This window comes from Zavarzinia marina, from assembly GCF_021568905.1.
GTDB classification, from domain to species: Bacteria; Pseudomonadota; Alphaproteobacteria; order Zavarziniales; family Zavarziniaceae; genus Zavarzinia; species Zavarzinia marina.
In genome coordinates this window covers 457,336-473,541 of sequence record NZ_JAKGSB010000001.1, presented here as the reverse complement: position 1 = coordinate 473,541, position 16,206 = coordinate 457,336, and the positions used below count along the sequence as shown (strand labels likewise).

General features: G+C 68.3%; 16 protein-coding genes. 6 read left to right on the top strand and 10 right to left on the bottom strand.

The features are described 5' to 3' along the window. Positions 1-2 precede the first annotated feature (2 nt). Both rnd and L2U69_RS02245 read left to right on the top strand, forming a co-directional pair. A complete protein-coding gene (rnd, locus tag L2U69_RS02250; RefSeq protein WP_236104720.1) occupies positions 3-1,169 on the top strand; it encodes a ribonuclease D in 1,167 nt (388 codons plus the stop codon). Between the two features lie 19 nt (positions 1,170-1,188). Further along, positions 1,189-1,932: a PrsW family intramembrane metalloprotease gene (locus L2U69_RS02245; protein ID WP_236104719.1), complete on the top strand. Its 744-nt coding sequence runs from the start codon at positions 1,189-1,191 to the stop codon at positions 1,930-1,932. 4 nt (positions 1,933-1,936) lie between these two features. Here L2U69_RS02245 and ppx read toward each other — a convergent pair whose 3' ends face one another. The 7 genes from ppx to L2U69_RS02210 form a co-directional block, all read right to left on the bottom strand. Next, entirely contained in the window at positions 1,937-3,448 is a 1,512-nt protein-coding gene (gene ppx, locus L2U69_RS02240; protein WP_236104718.1) for an exopolyphosphatase, read from the bottom strand. Positions 3,449-3,462: 14 nt separating this feature from the next. Continuing rightward, positions 3,463-5,586, bottom strand: a complete 2,124-nt coding sequence (locus L2U69_RS02235; RefSeq protein ID WP_236105758.1) for an RNA degradosome polyphosphate kinase — start codon at positions 5,584-5,586, stop codon at positions 3,463-3,465. A gap of 132 nt (positions 5,587-5,718) precedes the next feature. After that, positions 5,719-6,444 (bottom strand): P-loop NTPase family protein, encoded by a 726-nt coding sequence (locus L2U69_RS02230; protein WP_236104717.1) that lies wholly within the window; start codon positions 6,442-6,444, stop codon positions 5,719-5,721. Further along, positions 6,431-7,507, bottom strand: a complete 1,077-nt coding sequence (locus tag L2U69_RS02225; RefSeq protein WP_236104716.1) for an AI-2E family transporter — start codon at positions 7,505-7,507, stop codon at positions 6,431-6,433. Before L2U69_RS02225 ends, L2U69_RS02230 begins: the two co-directional genes overlap by 14 nt. A 2-nt stretch (positions 7,508-7,509) precedes the next feature. Then, the gene (locus tag L2U69_RS02220) at positions 7,510-8,058 is read right to left on the bottom strand and encodes a CDP-alcohol phosphatidyltransferase family protein (RefSeq protein ID WP_236104715.1); all 549 of its coding nucleotides are present in this window, start codon (positions 8,056-8,058) and stop codon (positions 7,510-7,512) included. A gap of 88 nt (positions 8,059-8,146) precedes the next feature. Beyond that, positions 8,147-9,385: a DUF2066 domain-containing protein gene (locus L2U69_RS02215; RefSeq protein ID WP_236104714.1), complete on the bottom strand. Its 1,239-nt coding sequence runs from the start codon at positions 9,383-9,385 to the stop codon at positions 8,147-8,149. Between the two features lie 53 nt (positions 9,386-9,438). Beyond that, the gene (locus tag L2U69_RS02210) at positions 9,439-10,053 is read right to left on the bottom strand and encodes a uracil-DNA glycosylase family protein (protein ID WP_329605356.1); all 615 of its coding nucleotides are present in this window, start codon (positions 10,051-10,053) and stop codon (positions 9,439-9,441) included. 97 nt (positions 10,054-10,150) lie between these two features. Between L2U69_RS02210 and purM the strand changes: the two genes are divergently transcribed. From purM to L2U69_RS02195, 3 genes are read left to right on the top strand one after another with little or no spacing between them, the layout of a single operon-like run. Continuing rightward, positions 10,151-11,236, top strand: a complete 1,086-nt coding sequence (gene purM, locus L2U69_RS02205) for a phosphoribosylformylglycinamidine cyclo-ligase (RefSeq protein WP_236104713.1) — start codon at positions 10,151-10,153, stop codon at positions 11,234-11,236. Next, entirely contained in the window at positions 11,233-11,877 is a 645-nt protein-coding gene (purN, locus tag L2U69_RS02200; RefSeq protein WP_329605355.1) for a phosphoribosylglycinamide formyltransferase, read from the top strand. The genes purM and purN overlap by 4 nt, the downstream gene beginning before the upstream one ends. 10 nt (positions 11,878-11,887) lie before the next feature. Beyond that, positions 11,888-12,784 (top strand): lytic transglycosylase domain-containing protein, encoded by an 897-nt coding sequence (locus L2U69_RS02195; protein WP_236104712.1) that lies wholly within the window; start codon positions 11,888-11,890, stop codon positions 12,782-12,784. A 156-nt stretch (positions 12,785-12,940) separates the two neighbouring features. Here L2U69_RS02195 and ndk read toward each other — a convergent pair whose 3' ends face one another. Beyond that, positions 12,941-13,363, bottom strand: a complete 423-nt coding sequence (gene ndk / locus L2U69_RS02190) for a nucleoside-diphosphate kinase (protein ID WP_236104711.1) — start codon at positions 13,361-13,363, stop codon at positions 12,941-12,943. A 95-nt stretch (positions 13,364-13,458) separates the two neighbouring features. On the opposite strand from ndk, the gene L2U69_RS02185 reads away from it, so the two are divergent. Then, positions 13,459-15,366: an ABC-F family ATP-binding cassette domain-containing protein gene (locus tag L2U69_RS02185; protein WP_236104710.1), complete on the top strand. Its 1,908-nt coding sequence runs from the start codon at positions 13,459-13,461 to the stop codon at positions 15,364-15,366. Positions 15,367-15,372: 6 nt separating this feature from the next. Here L2U69_RS02185 and L2U69_RS02180 read toward each other — a convergent pair whose 3' ends face one another. Both L2U69_RS02180 and L2U69_RS02175 read right to left on the bottom strand, forming a co-directional pair. After that, positions 15,373-15,636 carry a hypothetical protein gene (locus L2U69_RS02180; RefSeq protein ID WP_236104709.1) on the bottom strand — a complete coding sequence of 88 codons (264 nt, stop codon included), beginning with the start codon at positions 15,634-15,636 and terminating at the stop codon, positions 15,373-15,375. 109 nt (positions 15,637-15,745) lie between these two features. After that, positions 15,746-16,204, bottom strand: coding sequence for a DNA polymerase III subunit chi (locus L2U69_RS02175; RefSeq protein WP_236104708.1), 459 nt, complete (start codon positions 16,202-16,204; stop codon positions 15,746-15,748). Between the last annotated feature and the right edge of the window lie 2 nt (positions 16,205-16,206).

Sequence of the window (16,206 nt, the reverse complement as noted above, 5' to 3'; positions counted from 1 at the left end):
AGATGGCGAAAGGCTTTCTCCACATCACCGACACCGAGGCGCTGACCGCGCTGGTCGATCGCCTCAAGAAGGCCGAATATGTCACCGTCGATACGGAATTCCTGCGCGACAACACCTATTGGCCGAAGCTGTGCCTGGTGCAGGTGGCGGGACCGGACGTCGCCGCCATCATCGACCCGCTGGCGCCGCTGATCGACCTGCAGCCCCTGCTCGACCTCATGGCCGATCCGAACGTCCTCAAGGTCTTCCATGCCGCGCGCCAGGACATCGAGATCTTTCTGAAGATCTCCGGCCGGATCCCTGAGCCGCTGTTCGACACCCAGGTGGCGGCCATGGTCTGCGGCTATGGTGACAGCGTCTCCTACGAGACCCTGGTGTCGAAGATCGCGCGTGCCAGCCTCGACAAGTCGTCGCGCTTCACCGATTGGACGCGCCGCCCCCTCACCGACCGCCAGCTGCAATACGCCATCGGCGATGTCACCCACCTGCGCAAGGTCTACGACAATCTGGCGGGCGAGTTGGAACGCAGCGACCGCACCGAATGGCTGGACGAGGAGATGGCGATCCTGATGGATCCCGCCACCTATATCGTCGAGCCGCGCCAGGCCTTCCAGCGCATCAAGACGCGGACCACCAACCGCCGCTTTCTGGCCATCCTGCGCGAGGTCGCGGCCTGGCGCGAGACCGAGGCGCGGGCCCGCGACCTGCCGCGCGGGCGCCTGCTGAAGGACGACGCGCTCCTCGAACTGGCGGCCCATCCGCCCCATTCGATCGACGAGATGAAGCAGTCGCGCGGCGTGCCCAAGGGCTTCGCCGACGGCAAGCTGGGCCCCTCCCTGCTGGAAGCGGTGCGCCTCGGCCTCGAATGCCCCGACGAAGACTTGCCGGAGGCGGAAAAGCCGGTGGAGACGCCGCGCGGCGTCGGCCCCCTGGTCGAACTCCTCAAGGTCATGCTGAAGCTCCAGTGCGAGCGCCACGGCGTCGCCCAGAAGCTGGTCGCCAATACGGCGGACCTGGAACGCATCGCCGGCGACGACGAGGCGGATGTCCCGGCCCTGAGCGGCTGGCGCCGCCAGGTCTTCGGCGAGGCGGCGCTGGCGCTGAAGACCGGCAAGCTGGCGCTGGCGGCCGAGGGCCGGCGGATCAAGCTCATCCGTCTCGACGAGTGAACGGCGGACGGCGCGCGCCATGGCCGACCTGACCATGATCGGCGCGGCGCTGCTGCCGTCCCTCTTCCTGCTGGTCTATTTCATCCGCAGCGACCGTTTTCCGGAGCCCTGGGGGGGCATTCTCGGCACCTTCGGTTTCGGCGTGGCGACGGTTGCGCCGGTGCTGGCGATCGTCGTGCCCCTGCAGAACCTGCTGGAGCCGCGGGTGACCGATCCCTTCGCGCTTGCCGGGGTTCAGGCCTTCATCCTCGCCGCCCTGCCCGAGGAAGCCTTGAAGCTCGCCGTGCTGCTCGGCTTCTCGCGCCGGCTCAAGGCCTTCGACGAGCCGATGGACGGCCTCGTCTACGGCGTCGTCGCCTCGCTCGGCTTCGCCACCTTCGAGAATGTGCTCTATGTCGCGGGCGGCGGCGACGGCTGGCTGGGCATCGCGCTGGTGCGCGCCTTCTCGGCCGTGCCGGGCCACGCCATGCTGGGCGCGATCATGGGTTTCTACATCGCCCGCGCCCATTTCGAGCCGGAAGCGGCGCGCGGCATGATCGCCCGCGCCCTGATTGTGCCTGTCCTGCTGCACGGCATCTATGATTTCGGGCTTCTCGCCACGGTGAACAGCGGCGAAGCGGGCTGGGTGCTGATCGGCATCGCCGTCCTGATCGTCGAACTGGTCTGGACCGTGCGCCTGCATCGGCGCCTGCGCCGCGCCCAGCAGCGCCGCCTGGTCGAGGAGAGCGCGGCCGCAATGGCCGCGCCCCACCTCGGGACCTGAGGCCTCAGACGTCCACCGCCACCCTGGTTGCGAGGCCGAGCAGCCGGCCGACCGCGGCCAGGCGGCGTTGCACCACCTCCCCGTCCAGCCCGGCGTGGCGCGGCGCGAGGCGCAGCACCAGGGCATCCCCTTCCACCGCCAGCGGACAATCGTGGACGATGCCCGGCGTGCCCCCGGTCAAAACGTGGCCGAGGCGCAGCGCCCCGCCCAGCACGCGGGCGCGCAGCACCTCGCGGTCGTCGAGCACGGCGGAAGCCTGACGGCAGGCACCAGCCTCGATGTCGCCGTCATAGCGGGCATAGATCGCCAGCGCGACCTGGGCCCGTCCCGGATGATCGATGCCGACGAAAGGCCCGCGCAGGATCTCGAACAGACTCTGCTGGGCCCGATAGTCGGGATGGCCGCGCCAGCCGATGTCGGACAGGTGGCAGGCGACCCGGCGCAGGCGCTCCTCCGCCGGGCTCTCGTCGGCGAAGAGGCCGGCGGTCCAGCGCGCCATCTCGTCGCCGTGCTCGGCAAAACGGCCCATGCGCGCCCCCATCTGGGTCGATGTCTCGATCAGCGGGTCGAGATCGCGCTCGCGGCTGGGCAGACGGCTGTAGAGCAGGCCTTCACGCAGGCCATAGGACGAGAACACGACATCGCGGGGCTTGGTCGCCTTCAGCACCCGGTCGAGGATCAGGGCGGCCAGCGGCAGCGTGTCCAGGCGCCGGCGCGACAGGCCCGAGATTCGCTCCAGGCTCTCGCGCGAGAGATTGGAGATCACCCGCGACATGTCGCGCACGTCGCCGCGCATGATGCGGTAATTGTGCAGCACGCGGAGCGGATAGGAGACCTGGGCCATGTGGATCTTGGCCAGCGCGCGCCAGGCCCCGCCCACGGCGTAGAAGCTGCGCCCCTTCACCTGGTCGAGCCAGGGCAGGCCCGTCAGGGCCTGGTCGATGACGGCGCTGGCCTTGGCCCTGTCGCCCTGCGCCACTTCGGCGAGGCGAAGCGGGCCCAGCGGCAATGTCGCCTGGGCGCCGACCTGGCCACGGCCCACCAGCACCACCTCGAGACTGCCGCCGCCGAGGTCGCCGACCAGCCCGTCGGCATCGGGAATCGCCGAGATCACGCCTTCGGCCGAGAAATAGGCTTCCTCCTGGCCCGAGAGCACGCGGACCTGATGGCCGGCGATCTCGGTCGCGCGGGTCACGAAATCGGCGCCGTCCTCGGCGTCGCGGACCGCGGCGGTGGCGACGATGTCGAGATGGCGCACCCCCATGACCCTCGCGAGCGCGGTGAAACGCTCGATCGCGGCATAGGCGGATTTCAGGCCGTCCTCGTCGAGGCGGCCGGTGGAAGAAAGGCGCCGGCCGAGCCCGGCCAGCACCTTTTCGTTGAACATGGCGGCGGGGTTTCTCCCGCCCCCCTCATAGACGACGAGCCGGACCGAATTGGAGCCGATGTCCACGACCCCAACCCGCCCCGTGTATCTTCCATGTATTTGTTGTGTCGCAGCCTCAGCGATACTCATCACTTTCCAAGTCGCTATTCATCCAGCACCAGACGCGGCGCCTGGCCGGTCTTAAGCGCCTTGCCGCGACCCGACAAGCTCGGATTTGTCATGAAGTAGTTATGCGCCGAAAACGCGCCGTCCTTCACCGGAATACGTACGAAGGTACCGTCGGATTTCAGCTCCCAGGACTGCGCTTCGTCCTTCAGATTGGCGATCATGATCTGATCGAGAATCTGCGCGTGCACGGTCGGGTTGAGAATCGGCACCAGGGTTTCGACCCGGCGATCGAGGTTGCGCGGCATCCAGTCGGCGGAGGAGATGAAGACCTTGGTATGGGCCGAGGGGATCTCGTGGCCGGAGCCGAAGCAGACGACGCGGGAATGTTCGAGGAAGCGGCCGACGATCGACTTCACGTGGATGTTCTCGGAAAGGCCCGGCACGCCCGGACGCAGGCAGCAGATGCCGCGCACCACCAGATGGATCTCGACGCCCGCCTGGGACGCGCGATAGAGCGCGTCGATGATGGTGGGATCGACCACGCTGTTCATCTTGGCCCAGATCTCGGCCGGGCGGCCGGCCTTGGCGTGCTCGATCTCCTCGTCGATCAGGCGCAGCAGGGTCGGACGCAGCGTATCGGGCGAGGCCGCCAGCTTCACCAGATGTTCCGGCCGGGCATAGCCGGTCAGGAAGTTGAAGAGATAGGCGGCGTCGCGGCCCAGCACCGGATCCGCCGTGAAATAGGACAGGTCGGTGTAGATGCGCGCGGTGATCGGGTGGTAGTTGCCCGTGCCGAAATGGGTGTAGGTGGCCAAGTGGCCGCCCGCCTCGCGGCGTACCACGAGGCTGATCTTGGCGTGGGTCTTCAATTCCAGGAAGCCGTAGACGACCTGAACGCCGGCCCGTTCGAGGTCGCGCGCCCATTTGATGTTTGCGGCTTCGTCGAAGCGCGCCTTCAGCTCGACCAGGGCGGTCACCACCTTGCCGGCCTCGGCCGCCTCGATCAGGGCCTTGACGATCGGGCTGTCGTTGGAGGTGCGGTACAGGGTCTGCTTTATCGCGACGACCGCAGGATCCTGCGCAGCCTGGCGAAGAAACTGGACCACCACGTCGAAGCTCTCGTAGGGGTGGTGGACGACGATATCCTTGGAACGGATGGCGGCGAAACAGTCGCCGCCGAAGTCGCGGATGCGTTCGGGAAATCGGGCATTGTAAGGCGTGAACTTCAGCTCCGGCCTGTCGTCGGTGATCAACTGCTTGGTGTCCGCGAGGCCGAGAATGCCGTCGACCACGACGACGTCGGCGGTCTCCGTCGCCTCCATCTCCTCGATGACGAAGCGGCGCAGGTCCTCGGGCATGGAACCGTCGATCTTCAGGCGGATGACGACGCCCTTGCGCCGGCGCTTCAGCGCCGTCTCGAACACGAGGACGAGGTCCTCCGCCTCTTCCTCGATCTCCATGTCGCTGTCGCGGATGATGCGGAACTGCCCCTTGCCGGTCAGCTCGTAATTCGGGAACAGGCGATCGAAGAAGAGACCGACCGTATTCTCGAGGCTGATGAAGCGGATGCCCTCGCCCGGCAGGCGGATGAAGCGCTCGATCTGGCTGGGCAGCGGCAGCAGGGCGCGCATCACCTGGCCGTCGGACTTGCGCTTCAGCTGCAGGACGATGGCGAAGCCGAGGTTCGGCATGAAGGGGAAGGGATGGGCCGGATCGACCGCCAGCGGCGTCAGCACCGGGAAGATGTAGTCGAGGAACCGCTGGGACAGCCATTCCGTCTCGGCGGCGGTCAGTTCGTCGGGCGCCAGGACGAAGATGCCGGCGGCGCGCATTTCGTGGTTGAGGTCGATCCAGCAACGCTGCTGGTCCGCCATCAGCTTGCTCGCCATGGCGTTGATCTCGACGAGTTGCTGGGCGGGGGTCAGGCCGTCGAAGCTCAGCGTCTCGACCCCGGCACGGTGCTGCGCGCGCAGGCCGGCGACGCGGACCATGTAGAATTCGTCGAGGTTGTTGGCCGAGATCGACAGGAAACGCAGGCGTTCCAGCAGCGGGTGGCGGACGTTCCAGGCTTCCTCGAGCACGCGGTTGTTGAAGGCCAGCCACGAAAGCTCGCGGTTGATGAAGCGGTCCGGGCTGGTCAACTCGATCTGGGGCACCATGGTGACGCCGTCCAGCTCGGCCGGGGTACCGTCGTCATCCTTCGCATGGGTCGCTGCTTGGTCGGTCACGGCGGCTGCTCCTCGAAATTTGGGGGATTATGGCGCGCAAGCTACAATAGCAAGATTACAGTCTCATGGCGCCGCAGCATGATCGGCGGCATCATCGGGATTTTCCGCCGTCGATCGCGCCGCCACCACGCGCCGCACCAGCCCGGGCCCCAGCTTTCCGCCGACCTTCAGGGACTCACGGTCCAGCGCCGCCACCATGGCCGCGACGGCAGCCGGCGTCCGGTCGATCCGCGTCACCACCCAGTCCAGCAGCCGGGGCTCCAGCGCCAGTTGGCGGTCGGCCAGCAGCTTGGCCATCAGGGCCTTCAGGGTCTCCTCGTCCGGCAGGCCGAGGCGGGCGACCGGCACGGCGCCGAGGCGCGAGCGCAGGTCCGGCAGCGTGACCGGCCAGCGCGCCGGTGCCGAACGGGCGGTCAGCAGCAGGCTGCCGCCGCGCTCGCGGGTCAGGTTGATCAGATGGAACAGGGCCGTCTCGTCGGCCATGCCGTCCGCATCCTCGATCAGCACGGGATGACCCGCGAAATCGGGCACGACGGCGACCGAAAGCGCGCCCGGCCCGAGGCGCAGCGCGCCGGCGTCGGCCGCCCAGACGCTGGAGAGATGGCTCTTGCCCGAGGCGGCGGGCCCGATCAGGGCGAGAATGCGCCCGGGCCAGTCCGGCCAGCGCCCCAGCCATTGCACCGCCGTCTCATTGCCGGCATGGACGATCAGATCGTCCCGGCCGAGGGCGGCGCGGAACGGCAGGTCCAGGGGGATCTGTTCGGGCGGGGGTGCGTCACGTGTCGTCATCCGGCGCCGTCCCCCTGTAGAAGCCGCTTTCGAGGTAGCGGTTCAGCGCGAAACGCACCAATACCCCGAAGGCCGCCGCCGCCGGCACGGCGATCAGGACGCCGATGAAACCGAACAGCGCGCCGCCCGCGAGCAGCGCGAAGATGATCCAGAGATCGTGCAATCCGACACTGCGCCCGACCAGCCAAGGCTGAATGAAGGTCCCTTCCACCCCCTGAACCACCAGATAGACGGCGAGGATGGAGCCGAGCCGGATCCAGTCGAGGCCGAAGTCGCCGACCCCGACCACGACCGCGAGGGTCAGGCCGACCAGCCCGCCGACATAGGGAATGAAGGCGAGAAAGCCGGCGATCAGTCCGATGATGAGCCCGAAGTTCAGACCCGCCACGGTCCAGCCGAGGGCATAGAGCGTGCCGGAAATCAGGCACACCATGATCTGCCCGCGCACGAAGCCGGCCAGCGCCTTGTCGACCAGCCGCGCCTGTTCGCGGATGGTCGGCGCGTGATCGCGCGGCAGCCAGCCGTCGATGGCGGCGATCACCTTCTCCCAATCCCGCAGCAGATAGAAGACCACGACCGGCGTGATCAGCATGATCGACAGGAAGTCGACGACGACGAGCCCGCCCGACCAGAGCTGCGACAGGACATTGCCGACCATGGCGACGGCGTTCTTGCCGATCTCGTCGATGCCGGTGGCGACCGCGTCCTGCTGGCGGCGGCTCAATTCCGACATCGCGCCCTCGAAGAGTTCGCGCGCCGCCGCCTGGGTCCGGTCCAGCAGATCCGGCATGGCCTGGCCGAGGGCGAGGAACTGGTCGCGCACCAGCGGGAACAGGGCCACCAGCACGATCAGCAGGAAGAGCACGGCGCCCGCCATGATCAGCGCGGCGCCGAGCGCCCGGCCGATGCCCCAGCGCTCCATCCGGTCGACCAGGGGATCGAGCAGATAGGCGATGGCCATGCCGACGACGAAGGGCAGCAGCACGGGCGCGAGCGCCCAGAGTCCGAGGCCGAAGAGGACGACGGCCGCGAGCCAGAACATCATTTGCTGACGCGCGCTCATCTCTAACGCTCCATTCCGGCCATGTCGTCGAGCCAGATCACCAGGTAACGATACCAGGAAACGGCGGTGGTTACCGCGACCGACCACATCAGCACCCCGGTCACATTGTCCGCCAGCGGCGAGAAATCGAAAGCGAAATGCGCCAGGATCCAGACCGCCAGCATGATCTGCGCCACCGTATTCGCCTTGGACACCAGGGTCGGCCGGATCTCCACCGGATGTTCCACGGCGCTGGACAGCAATACGGCGCCGACGATCAGCACGTCGCGCGAAATCACCAGGATCACCAGCCAGCTGGGCAGATGGCCCTGAAGCCCGAGGGTACCGTAGATCGAGACGAGCAGCGCCTTGTCCGCCAGCGGATCGAGATAGCGCCCGAGCGCCGTCTCCATGCCGCAACGCTTTGCCAGGAAACCGTCCACGCCGTCCGAGATGCCGGCGATCACGAACAGCCAGAAGGCGGCGTCGTGGCGCCCGGCGACCAGCATCCAGACGATCACCGGCACGGCCACCAGCCGCCCCAGGGTGATCGCGTTGGCGAGATTGATCATGGGCGAGGCTTCATGGGCGTCTTGTTCGCCGTGGGCGTCTTCTGTGCTCGAGGCATCATGTGTGCAAGGGGCGGCCGGCCCGACGGCCTCACTGGAACAGGAAATCCGGGCCGAAGGTCCCGCCGTCGTCCGGTGTCGGCTGGGGTTCCGGCGGCGGCGCGGACGGCGGGAACAGGACCGGCGGCGGCTGCGCCGCGTCGTCGAAGGCGCCGAATCCGGGCGGCTCGGCCACGAAGGGCGCGAACGTCGGCGCCCCCGCGCGCAATGCCCAGCCGCCGCCGGCCCCGGTTTCGAGGGCGACGCCGCGCTGCGCCAGGGCCGCGCGCAGGCTGGCCGGATCGCCCTGATAGTTCAGGGTGACCGCCGCCTCGCCGACGAGAAGCCGGCGGACGACGAGACGCCGCACCGCCGGCGTGCCCTCGATCGCGGACTTCAGGTCGCGCCAGCCCCGGAGGTCGGTGAAGACCGCCTTCGCTTCCAAGCTGGCGGGCGGACCGGCCGGCACCTCGTTCATGCTGCGGAAGCGATTCTGGATCGCCGCCGCGGCCTCCGTCACGGCGGCATCGAAGTCGCCCGCCTCGAAGGCCCCGTTGTAGAAGGGCGCCTGCCCCGGCTCCGCGACCGTCACCGAAAGGTTGCCGCCCGCAAGCAGCGCCGTCGCCAGCAGCGCGCCGGAGGCGTCGTATTGCTCGGCGATCATGGCGAAGCCCGCGCGGTCACCCGACTGGGCGGTCTGCGGCGACAGGGCCTGAATGTCCGGCAGATCGCCGATCGGCACCACCAGGGGCTGCGGATCGGTACGGCCGTCGTGGCGGAACCAGGCATCGCGCCAGGGATTGTCGCCGTCGAAAAGCACGGGATAGCCGTTGGCGCCGACGAAGACGGGCACCACCACCACCGGCTTCGACGCCGCCTCGACATGGGCGACGCCGGTGCCGGCCAGCAGTTCGTCCACCGGCGCCTTGCGGAATTCGACCGAGATCAGCGCCGAATAGGTGGTGGGCGAGGTCTTTTCCTCCTTCACCTCGAAGCCCAGCATGGTCTTGAACACGAGCTGGTCGGTCGCCGCCGGCAGGCGCCCCTCGCCGCCCGGGCCGACGAGCCGCTTCAAGAGGATGTCCAGCGCCTCGCGCTGGGCCTTGGCCAGCGCCGCGTCGCGCGCGGCGAGCGGGCTCTCGGCGCTGGCCTTGGCCGGCACGCCCTCGACCAGATAGGTCTCGGCGAAGGGCTGGACCCCGAAGGTCTGCGCATTGGCTGCCGCCCCCAGCGCGGCGAAGACGACCGCATGGAGGAACAACACGAGGGGCAGCAGACGCTTCATCGACATGGCCGATCCGGAAGTTGGTGGCGTTCCGGCGACTATAGCCGGAGAACCGCGCGTCACAAGGCGGTCGGCACGCCGAAACCGACGAGATCGGCGACACGGGTCTTCAATTCCGGCAACACTTCCGCCTCGAACCAGGGATTCCGCCGGAGCCAGAGGTTGTTGCGGGGCGAGGGATGCGGCAGCGGCAGGACATCGGGCAGATAGTCCCGGAACCGGCGCACGGTCTCGGTCAGGTTGCGCCCCTCCCGGCCCGCCAGATGCCAGGCCTGGGCATAGGCGCCGATCGCCAGCACCAGCCGCGCCTCGGGCAGGCCGGCCATCAGCCGCTGGCGCCACGCCGGCGCGCATTCGGGCCTGGGCGGCAGGTCGCCCTGCTTCGGCACCGTGCCCGGATAGCAGAAGCCCATGGGCAGGATGGCGATTCGGCGCTCGTCGTAGAAGGTCTCGCGGTCGATCCCCATCCAGTCGCGCAGGCGATCGCCGGAAGGATCGTTGAACGGAATGCCGGTCTCGTGGACCCGGCGCCCCGGCGCCTGGCCGGCGACCAGCAGGCGCGCCCCCGGGCGGCCGCGCACCACCGGCCGCGGCCCCGCCGGCAGATGCGTCTCGCATAGGCGGCACGCCCTGATTTCCGCCAGCAATGCCTCGAAGTCCGACATGCCTTCCATGTTCCGCGCCCGACCTTGAGAATGATACGGTTTTCAGTATGGTCCCCGCATCCGGCCCCACGCATCCGGCGTCCGGGGTCCTTCCATCGGGAAAGTCATGACGAGCGGTTATACCTATCGCGGCGCGGGCGTCGACATCGAAGCGGGCGACGCCCTGGTTGAAGCGATCAAGCCGGCGGCCAAGGCGACGCTGCGCTCGGGCGTCATGGGCGGGCTGGGCGGCTTCGGCGCCCTCTTCGACCTGAAGGCGGCCGGCTATGCCGATCCCCTCCTCGTCTCCTCGACCGATGGTGTCGGCACCAAGCTGAAGATCGCCATCGCCGCCGGCATCCACGACACCGTGGGCCAGGATCTGGTCGCCATGTGCGTGAACGATCTCGTCGTCCAGGGCGCCGAGCCGCTGTTCTTCCTCGATTATTTCGCTTCGTCGCGGCTCCAGGTGACGGCGGCCGCCGCCGTCATCCAGGGCATCGCCAAGGGTTGCGAGATGGCGGGCTGCGCCCTGATCGGCGGCGAGACGGCGGAAATGCCCGGCCTCTATGCCGACGGCGATTATGACCTGGCCGGTTTCGTGGTCGGCGCGGTGGAGCGCGACAGGCTGCTGACCGGGGCCGACGTGGCGCCCGGCGACCTTCTGATCGGCATCGCCTCCTCCGGCATCCATTCCAACGGCTATTCCCTGGTGCGCCGCATCGTCGAGGGCGAGAATCAAGCCTATGACGGGCCGAGCCCGGTGGAGGAAGGCGTTTCCCTGGCCCGCACCCTGCTGACCCCGACCAGGATCTATGTGAAGGGCCCCCTCGCCGCCCATCGCCAGGGCCTGGTCAAGGCCTTCGCCCATATCACCGGCTCCGGCATCATCGGCAATCTGCCCCGCGTCCTGCCGGACGGCATGGCGGCCGAAGTCGATGCCGGCTGCTGGAACTGGCCGCCGATCTTCGACTGGCTGCAGAAGACCGGCCGCCTGACGGCGCGGGAAATGGCCCATACCTTCAACTGCGGTCTCGGCATGATCGCCGTCGTCTCGCGCGAAAAGGCGCCGGACGCCATGACCGTGCTGGCCGAGGCGGGCGAGAGCGTCGGCGTGATCGGTCGCATCGTCGAACAAAAGGGCGACGCCCGGACGACGGTCATCGGCCCGGCCGGGTCGTGGGGCCAGGACCGAATGTGGGTGGTCTCGTGACGGGTCGAAGGCGGCGTACCGCTGTCCTGATCTCCGGGCGCGGCTCCAACATGGCCGCCCTGCTGGACGCCGCCGCCGATCCCGCCTATCCGGCGGAAATCGTCCTGGTGCTGTCGAACCGGCCGGGCGCCGGTGGTCTGGCCCGGGCCGAGGCGGCAGGCATTCCGACCAGGGTGATCGACCACAAGGCCTATGACGGGCGCGCCGCCTTCGATGCCGCCCTCGATGCGGCGCTCGAAGAGGCCGGCATCGAATTGGTCGTACTGGCCGGCTTCATGCGCCTGCTCACCCCCGGCTTCACCGAGAAATGGCTGGGCCGCATGATCAACATCCATCCCAGCCTGCTGCCCGCCTTCAAGGGCGTCCATGTCCACGAACAGGCGCTGGCGGGCGGGGTTCGCTTTTCCGGCTGCTCGGTCCATTTCGTCACCGCCGACATGGATGCGGGGCCGATCATCGGCCAGGCCGTGGTGCCCGTGGTGCCGGGCGAGAGCCCGGACGATCTCGCCGCCCGGACCCTTGCGGCCGAACACCGGCTCTATCCCGCCGCCGTCGCCCTGGTGGCGTCGGGCGAAGCGGCATTGGCGGACGGGCGCACGGTCTATGCCGGGGACGCCTGGACCCGGGTCACCCTGACCTGAGACGGCGGCGATGGCGCGACGGATCCTGATCGCCGCGCTCCTTGCCGCCGGCCTGCATGCGCCCGCCGGTGCGGAACCCGCCCGCGCCCGCGTGGTCCAGGCCTTCACCGATCTTCGCCTCGGCCGCGCCGATCTCGAGGACGCCCAGGTCATGCTGGAAGCGGCCCAGGCGGGCGATGCCCGCGCGGCGGAAGCGATCGCCTGGATGCTCGGCACCGGCACGGTGCTGGAACAGAATGCGCCCCTCAGTTTCGAATGGTATCTGCGGGCCCATCTCCTCGGCCTGCCGGACGGGATTTCCATCGCCTATCGCTATTATCAGGCGATGAACGCGGTCGAGAGGGCGCAGCTCGATCCCGCCGTGCTCGCCTATGTGATCGAGGAAGCGACCAAGCCGCCGCCGCCGAAGACCCAGAGCCCGGTGACCCCCATGGCGGTACCGCCGCCGACCTCCGCCCAGGTGGCCGAGATCATGAAGATCCTGGAAGAGGAGACGCGCACCACCACCGTCTCCTTCGCGCTGGCCAAGGCCGTCGCCAAGGTCGAATCCGGCTTTCGCTCCAACGCCCTTTCGCCCGCCGGGGCGCGCGGCGTGATGCAGATCATGCCGGCGACGGCACGGGGCGAATTCGGCCTCGATCCCGACACCCTGTGGGATCCCCGCGTGAACATCCGCACCGGGGTCCGCTTCCTCGGCCATCTGATCGACCGCTACGGCTCGGTCGACATCGCCCTCAGCCATTACAACGGCGGCTCCCGCGTCGGCCCGCCGGGCAAGGCCAAGGTCATCCCCGCGACCCAGCCCTATGTCGACGCGGTCAAATCCTGGATGGCCTATTACCTCCGCCAGGAAGCGGGCGCGGCACCCGCCGCGCCGCGACAGGACATCTTCGTCATTGATCGGTAGGGTGCGCCCTCACAACGTCGTCATCCCGGCGAAGGCCGGGATCTCCCCCAGGCAAACGCGCCCTTCCATCGAAAGATTCCGGCCTTCGCCGGAATGACGCATTCAACAAAAAAGGCCCGGCGTCGCCGCCGGGCCCTTTCGTTGGGATCGCTTCGGTCAGCCGACGATTTCGGTTTGGGCGAAGAAATAGGCGATCTCGATGGCGGCGTTTTCCGCGCTGTCCGAACCATGGACCGAATTGGCTTCGATCGACTCGGCGAATTCCTTGCGGATGGTGCCGGCGTCGGCGTTGGCCGGGTTGGTGGCGCCCATGACTTCGCGGTTCTTCAGGACGGCACCCTCGCCTTCCAGGACCTGTACCACGACCGGGCCGGAGATCATGAAGTCGACCAGCGAGCCGAAGAACGGGCGCTCGGCATGGACGGCGTAGAAGCCCTCGGCCTGGGCCTTGGTCAGCTGGATGCGCTTCTGCGCGACGATGCGCAGGCCCGCATCCTCGAACTTGGCGTTGACCTTGCCGGTCAGGTTGCGGCGGGTGGCGTCCGGCTTGATGATCGACAGGGTACGTTCGACGGCCATGATCGGCTCCATTCCATGAACAGGGGTGACAACGAGTTGGCGGCCTTTTAGCCGAGCGGCACCGACTTCGCAACTGCGGCGCTTTGAGCCCCCGCATGCGCCATGCTATTAGCGCCGCCATGTTACGGATCGACGGTCTCACCTATCGCATCGCGGGTCGCACCATCCTGGACCGGGCCGGCGCCCAGGTGCCGGACGGCCATCGCATCGGCCTGGTCGGCCACAACGGCGCCGGCAAATCCACCCTGCTGCGCCTGATCCTGGGCCAGATCCACGCCGACGACGGCGAGATCGCCGTGGACCGGGGGGCGCGCATCGGCACCGTCGCCCAGGAGGCACCGGGCGGCGACGAGACGCCGGTCCAGGTCGTGCTGGACGGCGACAAGGAACGCGCCCATCTGATGCAGGCCGCCGAGACCGAGACGGACGGTGCCAGACTGGCCGAAATCCACGAGCGCCTGAACGCCATCGGCGCCCATGCCGGCCCGGCGCGGGCACGCCGCATCCTCGCCGGTCTCGGCTTCGACGAGGCGGCGCAGGACCGGCCCATGGGCAGTTTTTCCGGCGGCTGGCGCATGCGCGTGGCGCTCGCGGCCGTGCTCTTCGCCGAACCCGACCTGCTGCTCCTCGACGAGCCGACGAACTATCTCGACCTCGAAGGCACGCTGTGGCTCGAGGACTTCCTGGCGCGCTATCCCCGCACCCTGATCGTGGTCAGCCACGACCGCGACCTCCTCAACAAGGCGGTCGGCCATATCCTGCATCTCGATCAGGGCAAGCTGACCCTCTATGCCGGCGGCTTCGATCGCTTCATGCGCACCAGGGCCGAAAAGCTCGCCAATCTGGAAGCCCAGCGCCAGAAGCAGGACGCCGCCAAGAAGCACCTGCAGAGTTTCGTCGACCGCTTCCGCTTCAAGGCGTCGAAGGCCAAGCAGGCACAGGCCCGCATCAAGATGATCGAGAGGATGGAACCCCTGCCCGAACTACCGGGGGAGAGCCGGGTCGAGTTCCGTTTCCCCTGCAAGGACGAATTGTCGCCGCCCATCGTCACCCTGGACGGCGTCGCCGTCGCCTATGAGAACCGGCCGCCGGTGCTGCGTAACCTGTCGCTGCGCATCGATCCCGACGACCGCATCGCCCTCCTCGGCTCCAACGGCAACGGCAAGTCGACCTTCGCCAAGCTGATCGCGGGACGGCTTACGCCCGCCGGCGGCGAATTCTTTCGCGCGCCCAAGCTGCGCCCCGGCTTCTTCGCCCAGCACCAGCAGGACGAATTCACCCTGACCGAGACCCCGGTGCAGCACATGCAGGCGGTGCTGCCCAAGGCGAGCCCGACCGAAGTGCGCGGCCGGCTCGGCGCCTTCGGCTTCGGGGCGACCCTGGCGGATACGCCGGTCGGCCAATTGTCGGGCGGGGAGAAGGCGCGCCTCCTCTTCGCCATGATGGCCGTCGACGCGCCCAACATGATCATCCTCGACGAGCCGACCAACCATCTGGACATCCAGGCCCGCGAAGCCCTGGTGGCGGCGGTGAACGATTATCCGGGCGCCGTCATCCTGATCAGCCACGACCGCCACCTGATCGAAGCCTGCGCCGACCGCCTGTGGCTGGTCGCCGGCGGCACGGTGAAGGCCTTCGACGGCGACATGGAGGATTACCGCCGTCAGGTTCTGGCCGGCAGTTTCGAGGACGGCCCGGTCAAGACCGCCGACGCCGCCTCGGCCGCCGACCGCAAGGAACAGCGCCGCGAAGCTGCCCGTGCCCGCGAGGCCCGCGCCCCCCTGACCCGGAAGATCAAGGCAGCCGAGACCCTGATGGAGCGGCTGGCCAAGGACCTCGCCAAACTCGAGGCGGCCATGGCGGACCCGAAGGTCTACGGCGATGCCGGCGCCATGGTCGAGGCGGGCAAGAAGCGCGCCGAGATCCTGAAGGCCCAGGAGGCCGCCGAATTGGAGTGGCTGACCCTCAACGAGGAATTGGAGGCGATGGAAGCGGCGGACTGAACCGCTTCAGCGCCGCGCGTCGATCCGCGCCGGAACGGCGACCGGAGCAATCTCCACCCAGTCCCCCTCGCCTGCCCGTTCGGCGCGGCGGGTCAGCCATTGGCGGCGGCCGGCGATGTGGATCAGGGCCATGGAGGCGAAGGGCAGGACCATTTCCATCGGCACCAGACCGGCGATTTCCGCGATCAGCAGCAGGGGAAACAGAAGCAGCCCCGGCCGACACGCCCAGGCCATAACCGCCATCGCCCGATCGAAAACCGCATCCGTCATCGCCGTTCTCCCGCACCAAAATCGTTCTTTTTTTGTTCTTTCACGAGTCGTCGGGCGACGCAAGCGGAAATTCTTCTTTTGTTCTCATTTTGACAGGACGGGACGCGCGCTACGCCTTCTTCTCCCAACGGCCGTCGGCGGACTGCTGCCAATAGGTGACTGTGTGGCCGGCCTGTTTGAAGGCGGTCCAGCGGCTGCGGGCGGCGGCGCGGGCGTCGTCGTCCTTGCCGTCGAACATGTCGAGGCAGCGGGCGTAGCCGTCGAGGGTGAAATCCGCCGGGCCGGCGCCGTCGACCAGCACCAGGACGGTGGCGTCGTTCGGGCGTTCCGCCGGATCGGTGGTCAGCCAGATCGGCTCGTCAGCGGCGAAATCGTCGGGGGCACGGCCATGAGGCAGGAAGGATTGATCGTCGAAGGTCCAGAGCGCCTGATCGAGGAAGGGTAGACGCTCGGCGACGCCCGTGACGACGACCGCGCGCATCCCCGCCTCGACGACGCGGTTCAGGAGGCGCGGCAGGGCCCATTCGAGGGGCCGCGCCTCCAAGTGATAGAAGGAGATCTCCGCCATGG